The following is a 23,202-nucleotide window of genomic DNA, read 5'->3' on the forward strand; positions in this document are numbered from 1 at the left end:
CAACAGGTGATACTTATACTTACAATGGTACTACCTGGGATCCAACTGGAAACATCAAGGGCCCTGCTGGACCTCAAGGTGTTCAGGGGCTTGCTGGTACTAACGGTACAAACGGAACCAATGGAACAAATGGTACTTCAGTGACTAGCGGTACAGGTGCTCCAACAGGTACAGGCGCTACTGGTGATACTTACATCAATACAACAACAGGTGATACTTATACTTACAATGGTACTACCTGGGATCCAACTGGAAACATCAAGGGCCCTGCTGGACCTCAAGGTGTTCAGGGGCTTGCTGGTACAAACGGTACCAATGGAACCAATGGTACTTCAGTGACTAGCGGTGCAGGTGCTCCAACAAGTACAGGCGCTACTGGTGATACTTACATCAATACCACAACAGGTGATACCTATGCTTACAATGGTACTACCTGGGATCCAACTGGAAACATCAAAGGTCCTGCTGGAACTAACGGTACAAACGGTACAAACGGAACCAATGGAACAAATGGTACTTCAGTGACTAGCGGTGCAGGTGCTCCAACAGGTACAGGCGCACTGGCGATACTTACATCAACACCACAACAGGTGATACTTATACTTACAATGGTACTACCTGGGATCCAACTGGAAACATCAAAGGTCCTGCTGGAACTAACGGTACAAACGGTACAAACGGAACCAATGGAACCAATGGTACTTCAGTGACTAGCGGTGCAGGTGCTCCAACAAGTACAGGTTCTGCTGGCGATACTTATATAAACACAACAACAGGTGATACCTATACTTACAATGGTACTACCTGGGATCCAACTGGAAATATCAAAGGTCCAGCTGGACCAAAAGGAGATACAGGTACTTTTGAAGCTACAGCAACCAATGGTTTAAATTTAGCAACAGCTACAAATATTCAATTAGGAGGGCCGTTAATTACGTCAACAACCATAACAACTAGCCCTGGTAATACCTTAGCTATAGCAGGTCTCCAAACAGGAGCAGCTGCAGATCAAATTGTAGTTGCCGATCCAACAACTGGTGTATTAAAAAGAGTTGACCGTACTACTTTTGCCGCTGATGTTCGTCTTGTAGGTACAGATAATCATATTTCACAAGACGCAGGAGTGGGGGCAAATGGTACAAGCATGCCTGGTAACGATAATATTGCTATTGGTAAAGGGGCAATGAATAATGCTTCTGGTGGCGCTGGTTTGTTTGGAAACATAGCAATAGGAGGTGGAAATCAGTTGGCTAATATTACTTCTCCGGGAAATGTAGCTCTTGGTTATGGCAACTTAGTGTTGGCAACAACAGGAAACAATGTGGCTGTAGGTGGGTTGAATTTAACTAAGGCTACTACAGCGAGTGCCAACTATGTATTAGGTTCTCAAAATTTAGGAGCTTTAATTTCTGGTGGGTCTAATGCAGTTATAGGAGCTAGTAACTTAAATGCATTAACTACTGGTGGTAACAATCAAGTTTTTGGTTCTTTAAATGCTATTACCACTCAAGAACAAAATATTGCCATTGGCTCATTAGTTTTGCCAACAGCGGTAGGTATCAAAAACATAGGTGTAGGTAGTTCTACTTTAACAAGCTTAGGCACAGGTCAGGATAACGTTGGCTTGGGTGTGGCTTCGGGAGGTGCGTTAACTGCGGGTAGCTATAATACGTTTTTTGGTACAGAAGCTGGTAATAGGATCATAGGATTAGCTGCAGACCGTTACACTTCTGGTAGCAATAGTTTGTTCTTAGGTTCGCAAACTAAAGCACAAAATGCAGTAAGCAACCAGTTAAATATCCAAAATTATATTTATGGTGTAAATGGTTCATTAGCTTTTGGAGATTTTACAGGAGCCAACCCACTTATTGTACCGACTGCCCGTTTAGATGTTACCGCAGGTAATGTGCGTGTACGTGGTATAAGTGCTCTTGCAGGAGATGTTGCAACTGATAAAGTAGTTGTAGCAGATGGTACTGGTGTATTAAAAACGGTGACAGTTGCCTCTCTGGCCAATCCACCAGTAACTGCCGATAATGGTTTAACTAAAACCTTAGACATTATTCAATTAGGAGGTCTACTAACTAAAACAACAACAATAACGGCAAATGGAAACCCCCTTCTGTTTGATTCACCGGAAAGACGTATTAGGTTTGATAGTAATGGACGTATTGGCTCTGAGGCAAAAGGTACAAACGATGGAGATATATATGTGGCTTCAGGTGCTGGAGCTACTTATAACCGCTTTGATATTCAGACTTTTCCTACAAGTGGTGAGGTTAATTTAACCGCAACCGGGGCGGCTAGCCAATTGGCGATAGCTACCCATCTGACAACACTTCCATCACCGATAACATTTTCAACAAGTCCAGGTGGTGCTTCGGGAGAAGAAAGAATGCGTATTACCGGAATAGGAAAGATAGGTATGGGTACTTATACTCCTTCAGAACAATTAGACAATGCTGGAATTACGAGATTAAGAATCCTTCCGCTAAATGGTGCTACTAATGCTATTAATACCACAGTTGATGGAGATGAGTCCTCAAGTCAGAATCAAACCTTTACAGCAACTAGAACTGTAGTGGCAGATGCTAATGGTGTATTGGGTACGTTGGCAGGTCTTGCAACCACTGTAAATATTTATAATGCAAATGGTAGCTTATCGGGGCCAAGAACGGTAACAACGGCTGATAATTTCCTAAGATTTACAGGTAACAGTAATACAGTTAGTATAAGTAACTTGGGTGCACAAGGAAGGTTAAGTGCAACAGGTAGCAATAGGGGCTCTATTGGTATTGATGGTGGTTCGGGTGCATCAAATAGCTCACTCGAGTTGTATGCAGATGCGAGCAGTTTAGCTCAAATCAATGCTTCTGGAACGGGATCAACAGGGTTATCTATAGGAACAACAATAGCTACACCAATGACTTTTAAAACTAATGGTGCACATAGGATGAGTTTAAAATCTACAGGAGAATTAGTGATCAACAGTAATGGTACTATTCCTCCCGCTATAGTGACGTCTAATAACCCTAAATTATATGTAGATGGTAATATTTATAGCGCAGGTACCATTTATACAGCTACCAATACTTATCCCGATTATGTATTTGAAGATTATTTCAATGGATTTTCAAAAATTTATAAAGACTACAAATTTAAAACACTTAAAGAAGTAGCTGAGTTTATCAAAACCAATAAACACTTACCGGGCATAACGCCTATATCAAAATTGAATGTTGGTGAAAATGGTTACGAAGTAGATTTAACGAAGCTCTCTGTACAACAATTAGAGAAATTGGAAGAGCTATATCTTCATGTGATTGAAATGAATGATGTACTTGGTCAAAAGGATAAAGAAATCAAAGCACTTCAAAATAAAACCAATGAATTGGAGGAACGATTGAAAAAACTGGAAAGTTTATTACTCAAAAAATAGAACTGATTCTATCTTTTTTATCTCAATATTTTAGGAAAGTAGACATTTTAAGTTTAAAGGAGTTACATTATGAAAGGAAATTTATTGTTATCCAGTTTAACTTTTATCTTAATATTATCAATCTTTTCCCAAACCAGCAATGCCCAAACTGGATCTGGAAGTATGACTGTTGATAATTCAGTTATTACGGTTTCTGCAGGAACTATAGAACAGCGTTTTAGTGAAGGTACCTATTTTGGTCCTAACGCTGTTTGGCAAATTGATGGTATACTAGAGATTTACAGCAAGAATATTTGGATTGCACCAGGGGCGACTTTTAATGGCTCTGGTAAGATTGTGATATACAATCCCGGTAATAATCCATTTTATACTTCAATGGCATCGGGACCAAGTAATATTGATGGAAACAATGCTGGTTTTATAAACCTTTTGGTTGAGCACCGTAATTCTGATAATATCAAATTGGATGATGTTAGTGACCCAGGTTTTGGAACTTTGAATCCGGGTGGTGCCTTATCGGCTACCTTAAATATCGGAGGGACTCTGGATCTTGCCGTAAATGGTGCCGATGTTATTTTAAATGGTCAGAATTTAGCTTTCAATACTAATGGAAAAATCACCAACTACAGTAAAGAGCGTATGGTCGTTACCGGCAATAGTATTGCCGGCCATATGATAAAAGAATATGGTGGTAAAGATTCATTTGTTTTTCCTGTGGGTATTTCTGAAGGCGATTATACACCAGCAACATTAATCCCGCAAAATGCAGGTAAGCTATTCATAAGTGTACAAGATTATGCTAGTGCTGGTAAATCCATTAAAAATTTGTCAACAGGTATGGACAGGGCATGGCACATTTATGGTTCAGGAGCAACAACATTATCTATGACCTTGCAACATAATCCTGCTACTAATGGCAGTCTTTTTAAAGATGAAAATGCAGGGATCTCCCGCTATGTTAACGGAGACAAATGGGACATTTTAAAAAGTTTTAATCCATCTCAAGGAGTTCATTATCATAATAATATATTAATTTCTGATGACTTTTTTGCCAATGGAAGTTTCTTTACCAAGCTGGCTGTTTCAGGCGTGTCATTATTTATTCCAAACCTTTTCACACCTAATGGTGACGGGAACAATGATACTTTTGAAATACGAGGATTGGAGCTCTTTGCTGATAATGATCTGATTATCGTAAATCGCTGGGGCAACCAGGTTTATAAATCTGATAATTATCGAAATGATTGGACTGGAGAAGGATTGAACGAAGGTACTTACTATTATATTCTCCGTGTGAAGGAAGCTACAGGAAGTGAATCGCAGGTGTTTAAAGGGTACATCACCTTAGTCAGGGCTTTTAAACAATAAATTCAAGAGGGTAGGAAAGATCACAATTGAAAAACATGAAAAGAATATTACAGATATTTAGCGTGCTACTTTTATTCTCCAATTTGGTTAAAGGCCAGCAGGATGCGCAGTTCAGCCAGTATATGTTCAATGGAATTTATATTAATCCAGCTTATGCCGGGTACAGGGAGCAGTTAAATGTTCATGCATTTTACCGAAATCAATGGACCGGAATTACCGGGGCTCCTAAAACCATGTCGCTAGCGGTTGATGCTATTGCGAATGATGGAAATGTTGGGCTTGCGCTACAGATTTCAAGCGACCGTTTAGGTGCCCAGCGCAATGAATCTGTGTATGGTAATTACGCATATAGAATACGCATGAACGATGATGGTTCTGCAAGATTGGCCTTCGGTGTTGGTGCCGGTGTGGTTCAGCTAGGGATTGATGGATCCAAGTTAAACCCTAATGATCCTGAGATATATCAGCCAATAGGTGTTCAGAGTACAATTTTGCCAGATGCAAGAGCGGGTATTTATTTTTCAAATGATCGTTTTTATGCAGGAGTATCGGTAGATAACCTTATCTCTCAATATGTTGACATTGAGCGTTATGCGTTTATCCCACAGCCAAAGCCACATTATTATTTAACGGCAGGTGTTCTGTTGCCGTTAAACGAGGGTGTGCTATTAAAGCCATCCTTTCTGTTAAAGGATGATAGGGGAGGTCCAACCAGTTTGGATTTAAATGCATTTGTGATTTTAGAGGATAAGTTTTGGGTTGGGGGGTCATATCGTACGGGTGTGAAGTTATACAGTAAGGATTATTTGCAAAAGGATTTGAGCCAGCTGAATTCAGCGGTAGCAGCGGTACAATTTTTACCTACGGAAAACTTTAGGATAGGTTATGCATATGATTTTTCTATTGGTCCTCTTCAAGGTTATAGTGCAGGTACTCATGAAATCTCCATAAGTTATTTCTTCAATAAAAGATATACAAGAATGCGTACGCCGAGATATTTTTAATTTCTGCTTAGCGCTAAATGTAATTTAAATCCCTGAAGAGGAAAATAAAAAATATGAAAAAAAATATTTACAGATTAATTCTTGCTATTACCGTAATGTTCAGCTATCAAACTAAGGTATTAGCTCAATATGCGCTGCTTGAGGCTGATAAAGAGTATGAACTTTACAACTTCAACAAAGCGATTGATTTATATGAAATTGCTTATAAAAAGAAACCAACCTTACATGCGGCTGAAAGATTGGCTCAGGCATATAGCTATCAGAGCAATTACAAACAAGCTGAAAGCTGGTATGCAATCGCCGCTGGTATGTCGACCACCAATCCGGAAAATATCCTCCATTACGCCAAAGCATTACAGCAAAATTCAAAATATGCTGAAGCAAAAGCGCAATACGAGAAGTATGGGGAATTAAAGAAAGATGTTGATCCAAAAGAACAAAATCGTTGGTTGTTGAGCTGTGATTCAGCTGGATTTTGGATGAAAAACCCTACGACAGTGGCCATGAAAAATGAAAAGATACTCAATTCTCCTCAGTCAGACTGGGGCGCTACCATGTATGGTAACAGTATCGTTTTTTCTTCAGATCGTGGAAATACATCAGCCGATAAATTATCGGGCAATAGACCATTCTTAAAGTTCGATGGGGCTAAAAGACCCGATCGAAATGTTTATGGGTGGACAGGTAACCATTATTTAAAACTGTATGGAAAAGATAAAAATCAGGATAGCATTTTTAGTTTCAATTTAAATGCAAATACAGATTATCATGTCGGACCAGCTAGTTTTAGTAAAGATGGGAATGAAGTTTTTTTTACTTTAAGTAAGATACCTAAAAAGCCGGTTTATGCTAAAGGGAAATTGGCTACCATTAACGTCGAGATTTATTCGAGTAAAAAAGATGCGGATGGCAAATGGACAAGTCCTGTTTCTTTTAAATATAACAAAGTAGATGATTACTCCGTTGGTGATCCTTTCATTACTGCCGATGGAAATAGTCTTTATTTCGTATCTAACATGCCGAATGGACTTGGAGGAACAGATATTTATAGGTGTCAACGTACTGGTGCTGGGGACTGGGGAGTACCCGTAAATCTAAGGGAAATTAATACCGAAGGTAATGAACGGACGCCGATATTGGATAATGAGCATAATCTTTATTTTAGTACTGATGGTCGGATAGGAATGGGAGGACTGGATGTTTTTAAGGTTAAGTTTTTGACTGGAAAAATTGCCGAACCGAAAAACCTGGGTTATCCAACAAACTCTCCACAAGATGATTTTGCGTATTTGAAAACGTCATCCTTAACTGGATATTTTACCTCAAATAGAACAGGTGGACTTGGCAGCGACGATATCTATAGTTTTACAGAGCAGCAGATCTTTGCTCTTAAATTGATCGGTAGTGTATTTGATCGAAAGAATAACCAACCATTAATAAATGCTATAGTTACCCTTTCTAAAATCAATGGTCAGACATTGAAAGTACAAACTGATGAAACTGGGAGTTTTAGTTTTAATCTGGATAAGGAATCTGATTACAACTTGACTGGAGAAAAAAGCAATTACAGAGCCGATATTGCATCACTTACAACAATTAATTTAACGGCTTCTACTGAGATTAAGAGAGATCTTTATTTAGAGAAAATCGATTTGGAAAAGGCAATTAGGATCGAGAATATTTACTATGATTTTGATAAATCGAATATCCGGCCAGATGCAGCGGTTGAACTGGATAAGCTAGTTAAGACTTTGAAAGACAACCCAACAATCTGGATTGAGTTAGGATCGCATACTGACAGTAGAGGTAATGATCAATATAATCAGTGGTTGTCTCAGCGGAGAGCAAATTCAGCAGTTCAATATATCATTGATCATGGAATCGGCAAAAATAGAATAACAGCAAAAGGCTATGGTGAAAGCAAATTGTTGAATAACTGCTCAAACGGCGTAAAATGTTCAGAAGCGAATCATCAGTTGAACAGAAGAACAGAGTTTAAAATAGTTAAACAATAAACTATAATCTTGTTATTTTATATTTGAATGGATTAGGCACATCGACTTCATTGCTACGCTCACTTATAGGATCGCTGAACGGGAATGGAGGAACACACCAGCAAGTTCTTCCTGGTGAAACAGTTGATGCATAAGAAAGAATACTTGGAGTAGATTCTTTTGAGTGGTAATATCAATGTTTTCTTAACTTAATTGGCCAAAATGGATGATTTTAAAACACATTCGAACAAAATCGAAAGTCGCTTCTTAAATTAAAAATTACATTTGATTTCAATATCGTTGTATATGATACTGTTATTACTAACCAAATATTAACCATTCAAAATCAATATTGCTTAAAGTTTTACTATTAGCAATTGATATATTTAAAATTAAGTATGAAGATTAATATGAAAACAGCATTTAAAAGATTGCTGTTCGCTTTCGTTTTATCCTTGATTATGTTTTTTACATTTCAAGGAACACCACCGGATTCAAAAACTATTAATATTAAAAAAGGATCCCGTATCGTTTTAATTGGCAATAATTTAGCATCAAGAATGATGAATTTTGGTCATTTTGAAACAGAAATGCATCTTCGTTATCCTGATAGTTTGCTTTTCATTCGTAATATGGCTGATGGAGCTAACACAGCAGGTTTTAGACCACATGCAGCCAGGAAGTCACCTTGGGCATTTCCAGGAGCTGAAAAGTTTCAGACAGAATTGGCTACTAATTCAAGTAGTACGGGGCATTTCCCTACTGAAGATGGATGGCTTACCATGCTGAAGGCAGATATTATTCTTGCGTTTTTTGGATATACTGAATCATTTAAGGGAATAGAAGGATTAGAGAACTATAAAGCAGAGCTTGATGCCTTTGTTAAATTTACCTTAACCCGAAAATATAATGGTGTAACTTCACCACAGCTAGCTCTGGTATCTCCAATAGCATTTGAGGATCTATCTGCGAAGAAGGACCTTCCAAATGGAATAAAAGAAAATGTGAATCTTGAATTATACACTAAAGCTATGCAAGAAATAGCTGCAAAACACAAAGTATTATTTATAGATACTTTTACTCCTACAACTAAATGGTTCGAGTCAAAAAATGAAGACTTGACCATTGATGGATCTCAACTTACAGATGAAGGTTATGCTAAATTTTCTGTACTGTTAGCAGATCAGATTTTTGGAAAAAAAGCTATTATAGCAAGGTCTAACCGCGAACTTGTTCGTAATGCTGTTCTTGAAAAGAATTGGATGTGGCATAATGATATTAAAATGCCTAATGGTGTTCATGCTTATGGTCGTAGATACGATCCATTTGGGCCACAAAATTATCCTGCAGAGGTGGCTAAACTCCGTGAGTTGACAGCGATTAGAGATCAGGCAATATGGCTGGCCGCTAAGGGGAAAAAGATGGATGTGGCAGCTGCAGATGAGAAGACATCGGTACTTCCAAAAATTGAAACAAATTATAAACAATCTGGAAAGAATGGAACTTTAGAATATTTGTATGGTAAAAATGCAATTGATAAATTTCATGTGGCACCAGGTTATAAAATTGAGCTTTTTGCTTCTGAGGTAGAATTTCCTGATCTGGCAAATCCTGTGCAGATGACTTTTGATACTAAAGGCCGCCTTTGGGTAGCAACTATGCCTACTTATCCACATTGGAAACCAGGCGATCCAAAACCAAATGATAAGATCTTAATTTTTGAAGATACAAATAATGATGGCAAGGCGGATAAGCAAACAGTTTTTGCTGATGGTCTGCACCTTCCTATAGGCTTTTCTTTTGCTCCTGAAGGAGTTTACGTTTCTCAAGGAACTAATTTAGTCCTTTTAACGGACACAAATGCTGACGATAAGGTTGATGTAAAGAAGATCATTTTGAGTGGTTTTGATGACCACGATACACACCACGCACATAGTACTTATACCATGGATCCTTCAGGAGCTATTTATATGGGTGAGGGTGTTTTTCTTCATTCTAATATAGAGACATCTTATGGGCCGGTTCGTGCTACAAATGGCGGGTTTTTCCGGTATGCACCACAACGTAATCATCTGGAACGTGTAGCACAACTTGCTATTCCAAACCCATGGGGCATTGCCTTTGATGATTGGGGACAAACAATTTTTGCAGAGACTTCTAGTCCTAGTGTTCGTTGGATGCTACCAGGAACAATCAAACCAAGGTATGGAGAAGTTGTCAATAAAGGACTGGAGTTGGTCGATGAAAAGCATAAAGTCAGACCAACATCAGGTTTAGAATTTGTGTCTAGTCGCCACTTCCCAGATGAGGTACAGGGAGATTATCTGATCAATAATACAATTGGTTTTCTAGGTGCCAAACAACATACATTAACAGACGATGGAACTGGTTTTAAAAGTAAACACCGTCAAGATCTTTTCTGGTCAGACGATAAGAATTTTAGACCTGTGGATTTGGAATTTGCACCCGATGGCTCTCTTTATCTGATAGATTGGCATAATGTATTAATTGGTCATATGCAGCATAATGCACGTGATCCACTTCGGGATCATGTGCATGGTCGGATTTATCGTATTACTTATCCATCAAGACCATTAATTAAACCTGCTAAGATTGCAGGAGCGAGTATTGAAGTACTTTTGGATAATTTAAAACTTCCGGAATATGGAAGTAGGTACCGCACGCGGATTGAACTCAGAGCGCGTAAAGCCTCGGATGTTTTGCCTCGGATCAAAACATGGGTAGCTACGTTGGATAAGAAAGACCCTAAATATGAACACCATGTACTTGAAGCACTTTGGGTAACCTGGGGACTAAATAAAATAGATCGGGATTTACTTAATATGATGCTTAATGCTAAAGATTATCGTGCAAGAGCAGCAGCAGTTCATGTAGTCCGCTACATGGGACATCAGCTTCCTGATCAATCTGAGTTGCTTTTAGCAGCAGCAAAAGATGAGCATGGGCGTGTCCGTTTGGAAGCAATTACAGCAGCATCCTGGTTAGATACAGAAAAAGGTTTGCCTGTTGTAATGGAAGCAGGTAAGAAAGCGCTTGATAAATGGATTGCTCCGGCACATGAAGCAGCATTGGCTCATCTAAATGGGACATCTGTAAAGGTTGTGAAAAAGGTTCAGAATCAAATTGCCCTTAAAGGAGTTGATAAGGATCTGTATGTTAAAGGAAAGGCAATTTTTTTACAAGATGGATTCTGTAGTACCTGTCATCAGGAGGATGGTAAAGGTGTAGAAATGGCAGGATTCCCTCCACTTGTTAAAACAAGATGGGTAGAAGGTAGTATAGATCGGCTTATTAAATTAACTTTAAAGGGGTTGCACGGACCGATTGAAGTGCATGGTAAGAAATACCCGGGACAAGTTCCTATGACCCCTTTTGGTGGAATGCTTAGCGATGAGGAAGTTGCCGCTGTACTTACTTATGTACGTAATTCATTTGGAAATAGTGCTTCTGCAGTTTCTCCGGCTAAAGTAAAAGATATACGTGCAACAATATCAAGTAAGACTGATTTTTATACGCCAGAAGCATTGCTTAAAGAGCATCCATTTGAGAAAAAATAGAAACCAATTTTAAAGGTAGAATATAAACTTACTATAATAATTATGAAAAAGAACTTGATTTTGTTTTTTAGTTTAGCTGTGATGTTGTCATTATGTTCGGTATCATTATTAGCCAATGAAAAGCCTGGTAATAAAAATCGGATTAATAGTGATAATGAAAAATACTGTGTAGTTTATAAAGGTGATAAGGGAATAGCTTTAGGGAAAAAGGTGGTTTTTATTGCAAGTGACCATGAGTATCGAAGTGAAGAAGTTTTGCCAGCTTTAGCTAAAATTCTAGCTAAAAGATACGGCATGACTTGCACCATTGTGTATGCATTGGATGAACAGGAAAGTATTTTGCCCGGTGGATCTGATCTTAAGGGACTTGAAGTTTTAGAGGATGCAGATCTGATGGTTATTTTTACTCGTTTTGCTAATTTTAATGATAAGGAAATGACTCATATTGATAATTTTCTTAAACGTGGTGGGCCAGTTATTGGTTTAAGAACATCTACCCACGCTTTTAAAAACAACGGGAATAGCAAATGGGAACATTATGGCTTTAATTATAATGGGCCAAAGACTGCCTGGAAGGGTGGCTTTGGTGAATATATTCTAGGTGAAACGTGGGTAGGTCATTATGGTAAAAATCACCAGCAGTCTTCAAATGTCTTAATTCAGCCAGAAGAAAAGAAACATTCTGTTTTGCGTGGGGTTAAGGATGTTTGGGTTCAATCTGGCGGGTATATGGCTGAACCAATTGGAACTGTACTTGCTCGTGGGCAAATCTTGAACGGAATGGATACCAAGGCCCAACCAGATAAAACAAAAAAGGAAGTTCCTGTTGCTTGGATACGCGATTATAAAATTGAGAACGGGCTTAGTGGCCGCGCTTTTACCACAACCCATGGTGCCTCGGTAGATTTTCTGAACGAGGGCTATAGACGCATGTTTATTAACGCTAGTCTTTGGGCAATGGGAATGGAAAATCAGATCAAGGCGAATAATAATGTTGACTTTGTAGGACCTATTTCCTTTTCTAATTTTGGTTTTGAAGGGTACAAAGCCAATGTAAAGCCTTCCGATTTAGCAGGCTGGGAATCTTTGATAATGCCGGGACAGAAAGTTGAGAAAAAGAAAAAGTAACCTGCCGTCTGGTGTGTAATTGATTTTATAATGCTCTGGATGATTTGTATAGAGGGTCGCTTCATTTCTGGTAATAATTATAATAACCATGTTGAATTTAATGATTCAGGATTGTATTATAATGCCCAGTCAGGAGTTAAAAACCTGAAGAGTATATGCGATGTTTTAAGCCAGAAAATCCTGGAAGTTAGTCCGATGGGTGCCTTCCAGGCAGATACCCAGGGTAATCGTCTACGTAAGCACTGGTATCTGATAAATTACAAATGGTATTCCTTTTTCTACGGAAAATAAATTAATTACAAAACATGCGAAAATCATAACCCATTCCAACAAATTAAATTTAATAACTGGTACACTTGATTATTAACATAAACTGCACTGGTGATAAATTCTACTATAATTTCTACAAAATAGGGAAGTAATTCCTGAAATGGATTGGTATATTGGCTTATGGTTTATTAAATATCAGCTTTCCACAAAAGAAAAACGTACGGAAAGATTGTATTGATTATCTGAGAAATAGTACTATACTGATCCTTTGGCTTTACCTATATTTAGATTTTCAGTTTTATGATCTTTGTTAGGATCGTTGATAATGACCTCTTTTTTTTACTCGCAATTTGGAAATAATTACTTATAATTGACCAGGAAATCGGAAGTGTATTAACTCATAATATTTGGTAAACTTGTATGGATATTAGTTATAAAATCGACGAAGATGAACTTACTTCCCGCCTAAATAGTGGAGACGAGCACTCTTACGATTATATATTTAAACTCTATTATAAGCCACTTTGTTTTTTTGCCTATAAAATTCTACAGGATAGTACTAAAGCAGAAGATATTGTACAGGACAACTTGATTAAGCTATGGGAACGCCGACAGACTTTTGATCATATGGAAAAAATCCGGGCATTTCTTTACGTGTGTGTGCGTAATTCATGTTATGATGAATTGCAACACCAAAAAGTAATGAATAAGCATGCGGAGTATTTCAATAACAATAGCGAGATATTAGAAAGAACCATCCTGGACACTATTATGCAAGCTGAAGTTGTTCGGAAAGTTTTTGCTACTGTTGACACCTTACCTGAGCAATGCCGAAAAGTGATTAAAATGACCTTTGAGGAGGGGAGGAGCCCTAAGGAGATTGCAGAAGAACTTGGCGTTACTGTCAGCACGGTGAGCAACCAGAAAATGCGTGGCCTTATTTTACTTAAAAAGAGACTTTCCGACCAAGATGTTGCTATGGCTATTGTAATTCTTCTGCCTGCTGTAATATTTAAATAAAATAAAATCACTGATATTCAGTTGTTTGTGAATTTTGTTGTAAAAAAAATCCAATCATTTAGAGATAATCAATGACTTCCCGTTCTATATTTAAACATGCCAGGAAGTTATGGATCTGAACAATAAAATAACGCACACCTTGAAAGTATCTGACTTAGTCTCCCGCTATCTGAGTGGTGAACTTAGCCAAGTCGAACAGGATGAACTCGAAATTTGGATCAATGAAAGCTCTAATAACCGGATTCTATTTGAAGAATTGTGTCACGTGCAAAACCTTGATAACGCTTATGAAGTGTTTAATCGTTTTGATGAGGTAGCTGCACTAAATAAAGTAAAAACCAATCAAATATTTAATTCTGAAGTTAATAAAAGTCAAAGAAAACTATGGCCTCGTATAGGCTTTGCTGCTGCCATACTATTAATTATTGGATCACTTGCAGTTAGTCTGAATTTATTTAAGAGCCCTAATGAGGGAGTAAGAACTGCATCTACCTATGAAGACTATATTGCTCCAGGAAATGCGGGAGCTACTCTAACCCTTGCCAATGGCAAGAAAATTAAACTATCAGGTGCTATAAATGGTAAAATTGCTAATGAAGCTGGTGTTGTAATTACCAAATCAAATGATGGGCAGCTCATTTATGAAATTAAAGATAAGAATGTAGCTAATAATAAAATCAATACCCTTAGTACTGCAAAAGGAGAAACTTATCAGATTCGCTTGCCTGATGGATCTTTAGTTGCGCTCAACGCCGCTTCCAGTTTGACCTATTCTACCTCTTTAAATGAGCGTGGGGAGAGAAGAGTTAGGCTTACTGGTGAGGCATATTTTGAGGTTTTTGAAGATAAAGAACATCCATTTGTTGTTGAAAGTAAGGGGCAGGAAGTGAAGGTATTGGGTACGAAATTTAACATTAATGCGTATGATGATGAAGCTGCAACCAAAACAACTTTATTAAAGGGTCGGGTGCGTGTCAATAGCGAAGTCCTACTTCCAAATGAGCAATCTATCATTAATGGGGATGGCATAAAAGTCGTTAAGGTCAACGTTAACCCAGTTGTTGCCTGGAAAGATGGACGATTTGTTTTTAAAGATACCAGCTTAGATGAAGTTCTTCGCCAGCTTTCCCGTTGGTATGATATAGAGATAAAATACAGCAATGGGATTCCTAAAAGGAGTTTTACTGGAGATATAAGTAGAAGTCTGAATCTTTCTGACGCACTTGACATCTTGAAATATTTAAAGGTCAGTTTTAAAATAGAGGGCAGATCTTTAACAGTTACTTAGCGCATTCTTCCAAAAACCAAAGCAGATTAACCAACAAACCTATGCAAAACATGAACAGATACGTATAAAAAAGAAAGATAGTGGTTGGCCAATAAAAAGCCGAATGGTACTTCGAACTACCATTCGGCAGATGATTGAGCCAATCCTTTCCCATTGATATATCATTGGGATAAATAATTGCGAAACCATTTTATCAACTCAACCAAACCAAAAGTATGAAAATTAATACTTTAAAACTAGGTATGTCAAAACTTTGGCTACCCGAAAAATTACTCTTAATAATGAAAATTATTATCTTCTTATTAATGATTTCTCTTGTGCAAGTCAGTGCAAAAGGTTTAGCGCAGCGAATTAGTCTTGTTGAGAATAATGTACCTGTAGAAAAGGTACTCCAGTCTATCAAAACACAATCAGGATACGGATTTATTTACGATGTAAATGATTTAAAAGGGCAGAGGATCAGTGTTAACTTAAAAAATGTTACGATAGAGGAAGCTGTTAGGGCTACTGTTAGATACCTACCTCTGGCTTTTAAAATTGTAAAGAGCAATATCGTTCTGATAAAGGTTGAAACAAAGATGGAAACAAGGTCATTGGATAGAACTATTTCAGGAAGTGTAGTAGATGAAAAAGGAACTCCTTTAATTAGTGTGAACATCAGGGTTAAAAATGCTAATATCAGTGCTTCAACAGATATAAAAGGAAAATTTAAAATTGATGTTCCAATAGGAAAAGATACATTGATGTTTACCTCTATTGGCTTTATTGATAAAGAAGTTGCTGTCAAATCAACAAGTACTATTGTGGTTACGATGGTAAGTGTTGAAGAAAGCCTGGAAGAAGTACTCGTAGTAGGATTTGGTACTCAGAAGAAAATCTCTAATGTTGGTGCACAGGCGACAGTTAAAGCAAAAGATTTGAAACTCCCTGTGAGGAATTTAAGCACATCTTTGTTGGGGCGGTTAGGAGGTGTGACAGGCATGCAAAGGAGTGGTGAGCCTGGAAACGATGACGCCGATATCTTTATACGTGGTATTGCAACATTAAACCGCGAATTGAGTAAACCATTGATTTTGGTGGATGGTGTTGAGCGGCTTATGAATGACATTGACCCTGAAGATATAGAGAGTTTCACTTTGTTGAAAGATGCAGCGGCAACTGCGGTGTATGGAGTAAGGGGGGCCAATGGAGTTATCATCATTACTACTAAACGTGGAGTCCAGGGTAAGACAAAAATAAAAGCCCGATACAGTGAAGGAGTTAGCACCTTTACGAAAATTCCAGAATTGGTGGATGGAGTTTCCTATATGAATATGGCTAATGAAGCTAGCTTAACGCGTGGTGGGGGTAGGCAATATACTGATGAACGTATTCAGAATACACTTTTAGGGAATGATCCTTATCTCTATCCAAATGTTAATTGGATGGATGAGATTTTTAACAAATATGCCAGTAATCGCAATGTTAATGTGACGATGTCTGGGGGAAGTCAGTTCGTAACCTATTATTTTTCAACTGGCTATTATCGCGATAATGGTATTCTAAAATCAGATGAGATGGCGAAGTATAATTCGAATCTTTATTTAGATCGTTATAATTTCACCTCCAATATCCAAGCAAATCTGACTAAAACGACTTTAATAGATCTTGGAATTCAAGGGAATATTAAAAATAGAAATTTGCCGGGGATGTTAAATACAAGCGATATTTTTGACCAGGTAATGCGTATCCCACCAATTTATCATCCCGTAATTTACCCGGATGGAAAGCTGGCGCAGTCGCTAACTAATTATGCATTTAACCCTTATAATTCATTAACACAGAGTGGTTATCGCACGCAGTGGAGTAATCAGTTGTACTCTAATTTAAGAATTACTCAGAAGCTCGATTCTTGGGTTAAAGGATTATCAGCGACAGGTATGTTCTCCTTTGATGCTAACAACCTACATGAGAATAAGCGAACAAAAACTCCGGATACCTGGATAGCCACAGGGCGTGACAATGATGGTAATCTGGTTTACGATCAGACAACCTTTGCGACCAATCAATATTTAGGTTTTACTACAAGCAGTTCTGGAACCCGACAATTTTATCTGGAGGGAGCTGTAAATTATACTGGAACCTTTGGAAAGCATGATGTTGGGGGAATGTTACTTTATAATCAACGAGATTATGTTACGACCGGTGGAAACTTGATCACATCACTTCCTTATCGATCAAAAGGTGTGGCTGCCCGATTAAACTATGCTTATAATTATAAGTATATGGCTGAATTAAATTTCGGTTATAATGGTTCAGAAAATTTTATGCCTAAAAGTCGATATGGTTTTTTCCCATCAATGGGATTAGGATGGGCAGTGTCTGAAGAATCATTTTTCGAACCTTTAAAAAACGCAATACAATTTCTAAAATTCCGCTTTACCCATGGTTTAGTTGGTAACAGTAACATCGGGGGCAGGAGGTTCGCTTATATTGGTACAGTAAATACGGTTACTGGTTATAATTTTGGTTTAGGGGATGTAAACAATAAATTCACTGGCCTCGAAATTGGTGAATATCCTGTTGATGTTACCTGGGAAACTTCAACAAAGACGAACTTAGGACTTGAGACTAAGTTGTTAAATAGCAGACTAAGTTTCCAGATTGACTTTTTTAATGAAAAGCGTGAAGGTATCTTTTTACGACGGACTTCGCTTCCAAATTATCTGGGAATCTTAAATGAGCCTTATGGGAATTTAGGGGTTGTAAAGAATCGGGGGGTAGATCTAACTACAGACTTTTCGGACAAAATTGGGAATGTATCATTGCAGTTCCAGGGTAATTTCTCTTTTGCGCGAAATACAATCTTGGAAAATGACGAACCTGATAGATTATATCCATGGATGGAAAGAGAAGGTCGAAGGGTTAATCAACGATTTGGGTATACCGCTTTGGGACTGTTTAAGGATGCTTCAGAAATATTAACTTCTGCGGTGCAGACAGGGGATGTACGTCCAGGAGATCTTAAATTTCAGGATTTGAATAATGATGGTAAAATTGACCAATATGATATGGGACCTATAGGTTATGGTGACCTCCCGGAAATCGTATATGGATTTGGTCTTACTGTTGGTTATAAAGGTTTTAATGTTGGAGCTTTTTTTCAGGGTGCTGCGAATGTTGATATAGCCATGTATGGAGAAGGGTTTCAGCCTTTTCTTAGTGGATCAGAAAGAGGAAACTTGTTTTCTGCTGTTAATGACAGATGGACACCTGAAAATCCAAATCCTAATGCATTTTATCCGCGATTGGCTTTTGGATCACTAAATGATAACTACACAACAAATTCCTGGTTTACGAAGAGTGCAAATTATTTGCGCCTTAAAACATTGCAGCTGGGTTATGATATACCTGATCGTTTAAGTGACAAGTTGAAACTGGGTAAATCCAGAATATTCTTTATCGCTACCAATGTGCTTACTTTCAGTAAGTTCGATTTATGGGACGTAGAGCTCGGCAATGGTCTTGGAACTAGCTATCCTAATATGTCAACTTATAGCTTGGGTATTGAACTTAATTTTTAATTTTTAGAACTTATTGACATGAATCGAATCTTATTACTCGTTTTCTGCATTGTTTCGACGTTTTTAGGCTCCTGCCAGAAAGGTTTTTTTGATCAGGTACCTGATGATCGAATGACAATTGATGAAGTGTTTCAACGCCGTCTCCCATCGGAACAATATTTAGCTAATATCTATAATTATCTTAAGGATGAATCAGGACAAACATTGGCCAATGATGTGCCATGGATGGGCTTATCAGACGAAGGTGATGTGACCTATACAACACATCATACGTATGTAATGAATTTGGGGAACTGGAATGCTTCAAGTAATTATTTTAATTTTTGGGTGCAGTATTATGCCGGTATTCGGTCTGCTACTTATTTTATTCAGCGAATAGATGAGAATACTGAACTTCAATCTACAGATATCGGAAGGCAATTGATAGTACAGTATAAGGCTGAAGCAAGGGCCTTAAGAGCTGAATTCTATGCGGCGTTGCTGAAGCAGTATGGTCCGGTAATTATTCTTCCGGAAGATAAGGTTATAGAGCCTGATTCGGAATCCTCTGCATTTAACTTGCCTAGAAGTACATATGATGAATGTGTTGAGTTTATCGTTAAGCAATTTGATATGGCGACAAACTCTTTGCCAACCTGGTATTCAACTCCCAATGACTATGGACGGATGACAAAAGCTGCTTGCCAGGCTTATAAAGCTCGCTTACTGTTGTATGCAGCAAGTCCGCTGTGGAATGGCAATACAGAAATGAGTGGCTTGAGAAACAAAGATGGAGTTCAGTTGGTGAATCAGACTTTTGTTAAGGAGAAGTGGAAGCGCGCTGCAGACGCAGCAAAAGATGTAATCGATATGACACGTTTTTCCCTTTATAAAGAATTTAATACTAATGGAAGTATAAATCCACTTTTATCTTATCATAATGCGTTGCTGGAACCTTGGAATTCTGAAATCATATTTGCCAGAAAAGATCCTGATTTAAGACGCTGGGAATGGCGTGTTTCCCCTAGATTTGCTGGTGGAACTGCTGGGAATGGGGCAACACAACAGTTGGTAGATGCCTATCAGATGGCTAATGGTGAAGTGCCAATTCTAGGTTATAATGCAAATGGATCGCCAATTATTAACGCGCAATCGGGTTATGTCGAAGGAGGTTTTTCAACCCAAGCTACAGCTTATGCAGAAGTTGGAACCTCGAATATGTATGTAAATAGGGAACCAAGGTTTTATGCAACCATTGCCTATAATGGTGGCAGGTGGGTGAATACGACTAACTTTCCTCAGCAGATAGGATTGTTTTTTACTGGTAATACAGGAAAAAGTGGAGGAGGTAATAATTTTACACGTACAGGATATCTAATCAGGAAAAATGTACACCCTAAAAGCAACGTAACACTTACGAATGGTCATATTAACAGGCCTGTGGTACTGCTCCGTTTGGCTGAGTTCTACCTTAGCTATGCAGAAGCACTAAACGAATACGAACCAGGTAATCCTGACATAGCTCGATATACTAATTTAATAAGAGAAAGAGCTGGTATCCCTGCTATTTCATCCGCATTGGACCAGGGAGCTATGAGGGATCGCATTCGGTTAGAGAGACGTACAGAATTAGCTTTCGAAAGACACAGATACTTCGATACACGTAGGTATAAAATAGCTCCTAGTGCTGATGGAGGTAACTTTTACGGGATGAATATTGACAAAGGGACTACTGTTAAGGATCCTCTATTTTTTGAACGTACAGTTTTTGAAACTCGAATTTTTGAAAGTCCAAAACATTATTTATTTCCAATTCCAATTTCAGAAATAGAAAGAAATCCACAGTTAGTACAGAACATCGGTTGGTAGGCAATAGTGCCATTTAAACTTTATTTAAATAATCAAAATATGCTAATTCTAATTTATTTAACTAATAAGATGCATTGCTTGTCTATTGCTTTGTCTTTTATATTTTTAACAGGTTGCACACGCCAAAACCTATTGGATAGTGCTACTGCTGAAAGAACAGATCCAGTTACCGAGGTAAATGTACTTGATTTTAGAACTGTATCAAGTACTGATCATGAAATGATTCAAAAAGCCATTGATTATGCTTCACTAAATAAGATAACATCTGTATATATTCCTGCAGGCAACTATAATATTGATGCTGCAGGAGTAGGAACAGCTGGAGCACGAGGTATTTTATTGCGGGATAGCATGACCTTGAGAATGGATAATAATACGATACTTAAGGCAATTCCAAATAACGTTGGGAATTACAGTATAGTTAGAATTCACAATGCCGAAGATGTTAAGATTATTGGTGGGAAGATTTTAGGTGAGCGGTATGAACATATAGGTACTGCCGGGGAATGGGGAATGGGTATCGATATTCGTGATTCTAAAAGGGTGGGAATTTCCAATGTTTCCATTAAATATTGTTGGGGTGATGCCATGTATATTTCAGTCAATAGTAAGGATCTTTTGATTGATAACATTACCTGTGATAGTAATCGTCGGCAAGGTTTGTCTGTGATCGATTGTGATGGAATTATAGTTAAGAATTCCTCATTTAACAACACTTATGGAACAAATCCGCAATCTGGCCTTGATTTAGAGCCAAATGCAGGGGATGAGGTAAAAAATGTCCTCATACAAAATTGTGTTTTTAATAATAATTTTTTGTACGGATTCACTACCTATGCACCTAATGGACCAATTTCAGATGTGGTGGTTGAGAATTGCACCTTTACAGGTGGTAAAGTTGGTGTGGCCATACGTTATTCTAAGAAAATTAAACTTTTGAATTCTACTATTTCTGGTTGTACAGAGCAAGGAATTAGGGTCAACCTTAATTGTGAAGATGTTGAGATAGCTGACGTTTCGATAAATGGATCCGTTGCTAATGCGATGACGCTGGCTAACTCAAAGAATACTGTTCTTAAGAAAATTGACATCAATAATTACACTGAAGGGATCTCAATTAGTGTGTGCGACTCAATGATTATTTCGGGGCTAAACCTTTCAACATCATCATCCGCAAGCAATAATATCCTGGTTAATAACTCCTCTAAGCTACATTTAGATTCAGTATCAGTAAATGGTGGAAGCAAGGGTATTTCGGTTACAAATAGTAGTTACGGAACTCTCGCTAATAGTACGATTAAATCTGCCGGGACTTCTCCGCTCGTTTTTTCTGGCTCATCGAATTTTACCATCCAGCATAATACCCTCTTGGGAAACTGCCATCTTGAAGATAATAAATATGTTAATATTTTGATTGATAATGGATCTAACAAAAATACAATTAAGTTAAATAAGATCTTAACTGGCACTAGTTCAAACCAATCGAAATATGGAATTCGCTTGACCGCCGGTACATTTAATAATGTCGTATCTGATAATACGATAGAGGCAGGTTCATATAGGACTTTAAATATATTGGACGAAGGAACCAATAGTGTTTACTAACGTGTTATGTCAATAATTTAAATACGATGACTTATATATCGCAGGAAAAATTTTGGGCTTGTCTTATTCATATAGGGTATAATATGTGGGAAGATCATGATCGATTCAAGCATGGTGACAATTTATTAAAAAGAACACGCTATTTCTGTCATCAATTAAGATTTGATCAGGATGTATGGAACAACTGTGTGAAAAGAATGGTAGACTCGGGTCTGAATATGATTGTATTGGATCTTGGAGACGCTGTACAATATTCATCTGTTCCAGAAATTGCCGTGGAGGGGGCTTGGAGTATCGCTAAATTAAAAGGAGAGATTTCTAAACTTCGGGATGTTGGCATTGAGCCAATCCCGAAATTGAATTTTTCAACTGGACATGATGCATGGTTAAGAGCGTATTCTAGAATGGTGTCCACTGAACAGTATTATAATGTTTGTCGTGCACTGATAGCTGAAGTCACTGATGTATTTAAAAAGCCCCGGTTCTTTCACCTTGGTTTTGATGAAGAAAATGCCAGACATCAGATTAGTTATGATTATGCGTCGGCCAGAGCAGGAGATTTATGGTGGCATGATTTAAACTTCTTCATTAAGGAGGTAGAGAAAGGTGGAAGCCGGCCATGGATATGGGCTGATCATTCCTGGGATAGTCCGGATGATTTTTACGCCCGAATGCCAAAGAATGTTTTACAAAGCAATTGGTATTACAGGCAAAAGTTTGATGATGTTTCAAATAAGCAGGTAAAGGCATATTTAGAACTAGAAAAACATGGATATGATCAAGTTCCTACCAGTGGGTATTTTGAACTTAATAAGGGTGAATTTCTGCATAGACAAAGTGCAAACCTAACTGCAGAGTTTACAAAAAAGCATGTGAGTGATAATCATCTTTTAGGTTTTCTGCAAACCTGTTGGCGTCCTACCATAAAGGAGTATGAACGTGATATCTTATTAGCAATTGATTATCTGGGGGAAAGTAAAACGGTCTTCTACGGAGAATCCGTTGGTAGGTAATTGCGATTTAAGGAGATGATTTAGTTAAATATTTAATGTATGAAAAATCTTATGTTTTGTTTTAGTTTAATCTTTACAGTTTTT

The 23,202-nt window shown here is 37.9% G+C and carries 13 protein-coding genes and 1 pseudogene; all 14 read left to right on the top strand.

The window, feature by feature from the left end:
- Window positions 1-710 (top strand): annotated as a pseudogene (locus WC623_RS10150) (hypothetical protein); the annotation flags it as partial.
- Window positions 707-3,439, top strand: coding sequence for a beta strand repeat-containing protein (locus WC623_RS10155; RefSeq protein ID WP_372850582.1), 2,733 nt, complete (start codon window positions 707-709; stop codon window positions 3,437-3,439). The pseudogene WC623_RS10150 and the gene WC623_RS10155, both read left to right, overlap by 4 nt.
- 69 nt (window positions 3,440-3,508) lie before the next feature.
- The gene (locus WC623_RS10160) at window positions 3,509-4,807 is read left to right on the top strand and encodes a gliding motility-associated C-terminal domain-containing protein (protein ID WP_372850584.1); all 1,299 of its coding nucleotides are present in this window, start codon (window positions 3,509-3,511) and stop codon (window positions 4,805-4,807) included.
- A 35-nt stretch (window positions 4,808-4,842) separates the two neighbouring features.
- Window positions 4,843-5,811 (top strand): type IX secretion system membrane protein PorP/SprF, encoded by a 969-nt coding sequence (locus tag WC623_RS10165; RefSeq protein ID WP_372850586.1) that lies wholly within the window; start codon window positions 4,843-4,845, stop codon window positions 5,809-5,811.
- Window positions 5,812-5,864: 53 nt separating this feature from the next.
- On the top strand, window positions 5,865-7,826 hold the full coding sequence (locus WC623_RS10170) for an OmpA family protein (protein ID WP_372850588.1): 1,962 nt from the start codon (window positions 5,865-5,867) through the stop codon (window positions 7,824-7,826).
- Between the two features lie 440 nt (window positions 7,827-8,266).
- On the top strand, window positions 8,267-11,383 hold the full coding sequence (locus tag WC623_RS10175) for a PVC-type heme-binding CxxCH protein (protein ID WP_372850590.1): 3,117 nt from the start codon (window positions 8,267-8,269) through the stop codon (window positions 11,381-11,383).
- 42 nt (window positions 11,384-11,425) lie between these two features.
- The gene (locus WC623_RS10180; RefSeq protein ID WP_372850592.1) at window positions 11,426-12,511 is read left to right on the top strand and encodes a ThuA domain-containing protein; all 1,086 of its coding nucleotides are present in this window, start codon (window positions 11,426-11,428) and stop codon (window positions 12,509-12,511) included.
- Window positions 12,512-12,550: 39 nt separating this feature from the next.
- A complete protein-coding gene (locus WC623_RS10185; protein ID WP_372850594.1) occupies window positions 12,551-12,802 on the top strand; it encodes a hypothetical protein in 252 nt (83 codons plus the stop codon).
- Window positions 12,803-13,201: 399 nt separating this feature from the next.
- Entirely contained in the window at window positions 13,202-13,801 is a 600-nt protein-coding gene (locus WC623_RS10190) for an RNA polymerase sigma-70 factor (protein WP_372850596.1), read from the top strand.
- Between the two features lie 109 nt (window positions 13,802-13,910).
- A complete protein-coding gene (locus WC623_RS10195; RefSeq protein WP_372850598.1) occupies window positions 13,911-15,089 on the top strand; it encodes a FecR family protein in 1,179 nt (392 codons plus the stop codon).
- Window positions 15,090-15,370: 281 nt separating this feature from the next.
- On the top strand, window positions 15,371-18,652 hold the full coding sequence (locus tag WC623_RS10200) for a SusC/RagA family TonB-linked outer membrane protein (RefSeq protein ID WP_372850600.1): 3,282 nt from the start codon (window positions 15,371-15,373) through the stop codon (window positions 18,650-18,652).
- 18 nt (window positions 18,653-18,670) lie between these two features.
- Complete coding sequence (locus WC623_RS10205; RefSeq protein ID WP_372850602.1) at window positions 18,671-20,500, top strand: RagB/SusD family nutrient uptake outer membrane protein; 1,830 nt, start codon at window positions 18,671-18,673, stop codon at window positions 20,498-20,500.
- A gap of 39 nt (window positions 20,501-20,539) precedes the next feature.
- Complete coding sequence (locus WC623_RS10210; RefSeq protein WP_372850604.1) at window positions 20,540-22,105, top strand: right-handed parallel beta-helix repeat-containing protein; 1,566 nt, start codon at window positions 20,540-20,542, stop codon at window positions 22,103-22,105.
- A gap of 26 nt (window positions 22,106-22,131) precedes the next feature.
- On the top strand, window positions 22,132-23,118 hold the full coding sequence (locus WC623_RS10215) for a hypothetical protein (protein ID WP_372850606.1): 987 nt from the start codon (window positions 22,132-22,134) through the stop codon (window positions 23,116-23,118).
- Window positions 23,119-23,202 lie beyond the last annotated feature (84 nt).

The organism is Pedobacter sp., from assembly GCF_041645105.1.
GTDB lineage: Bacteria > Bacteroidota > Bacteroidia > Sphingobacteriales > Sphingobacteriaceae > Pedobacter.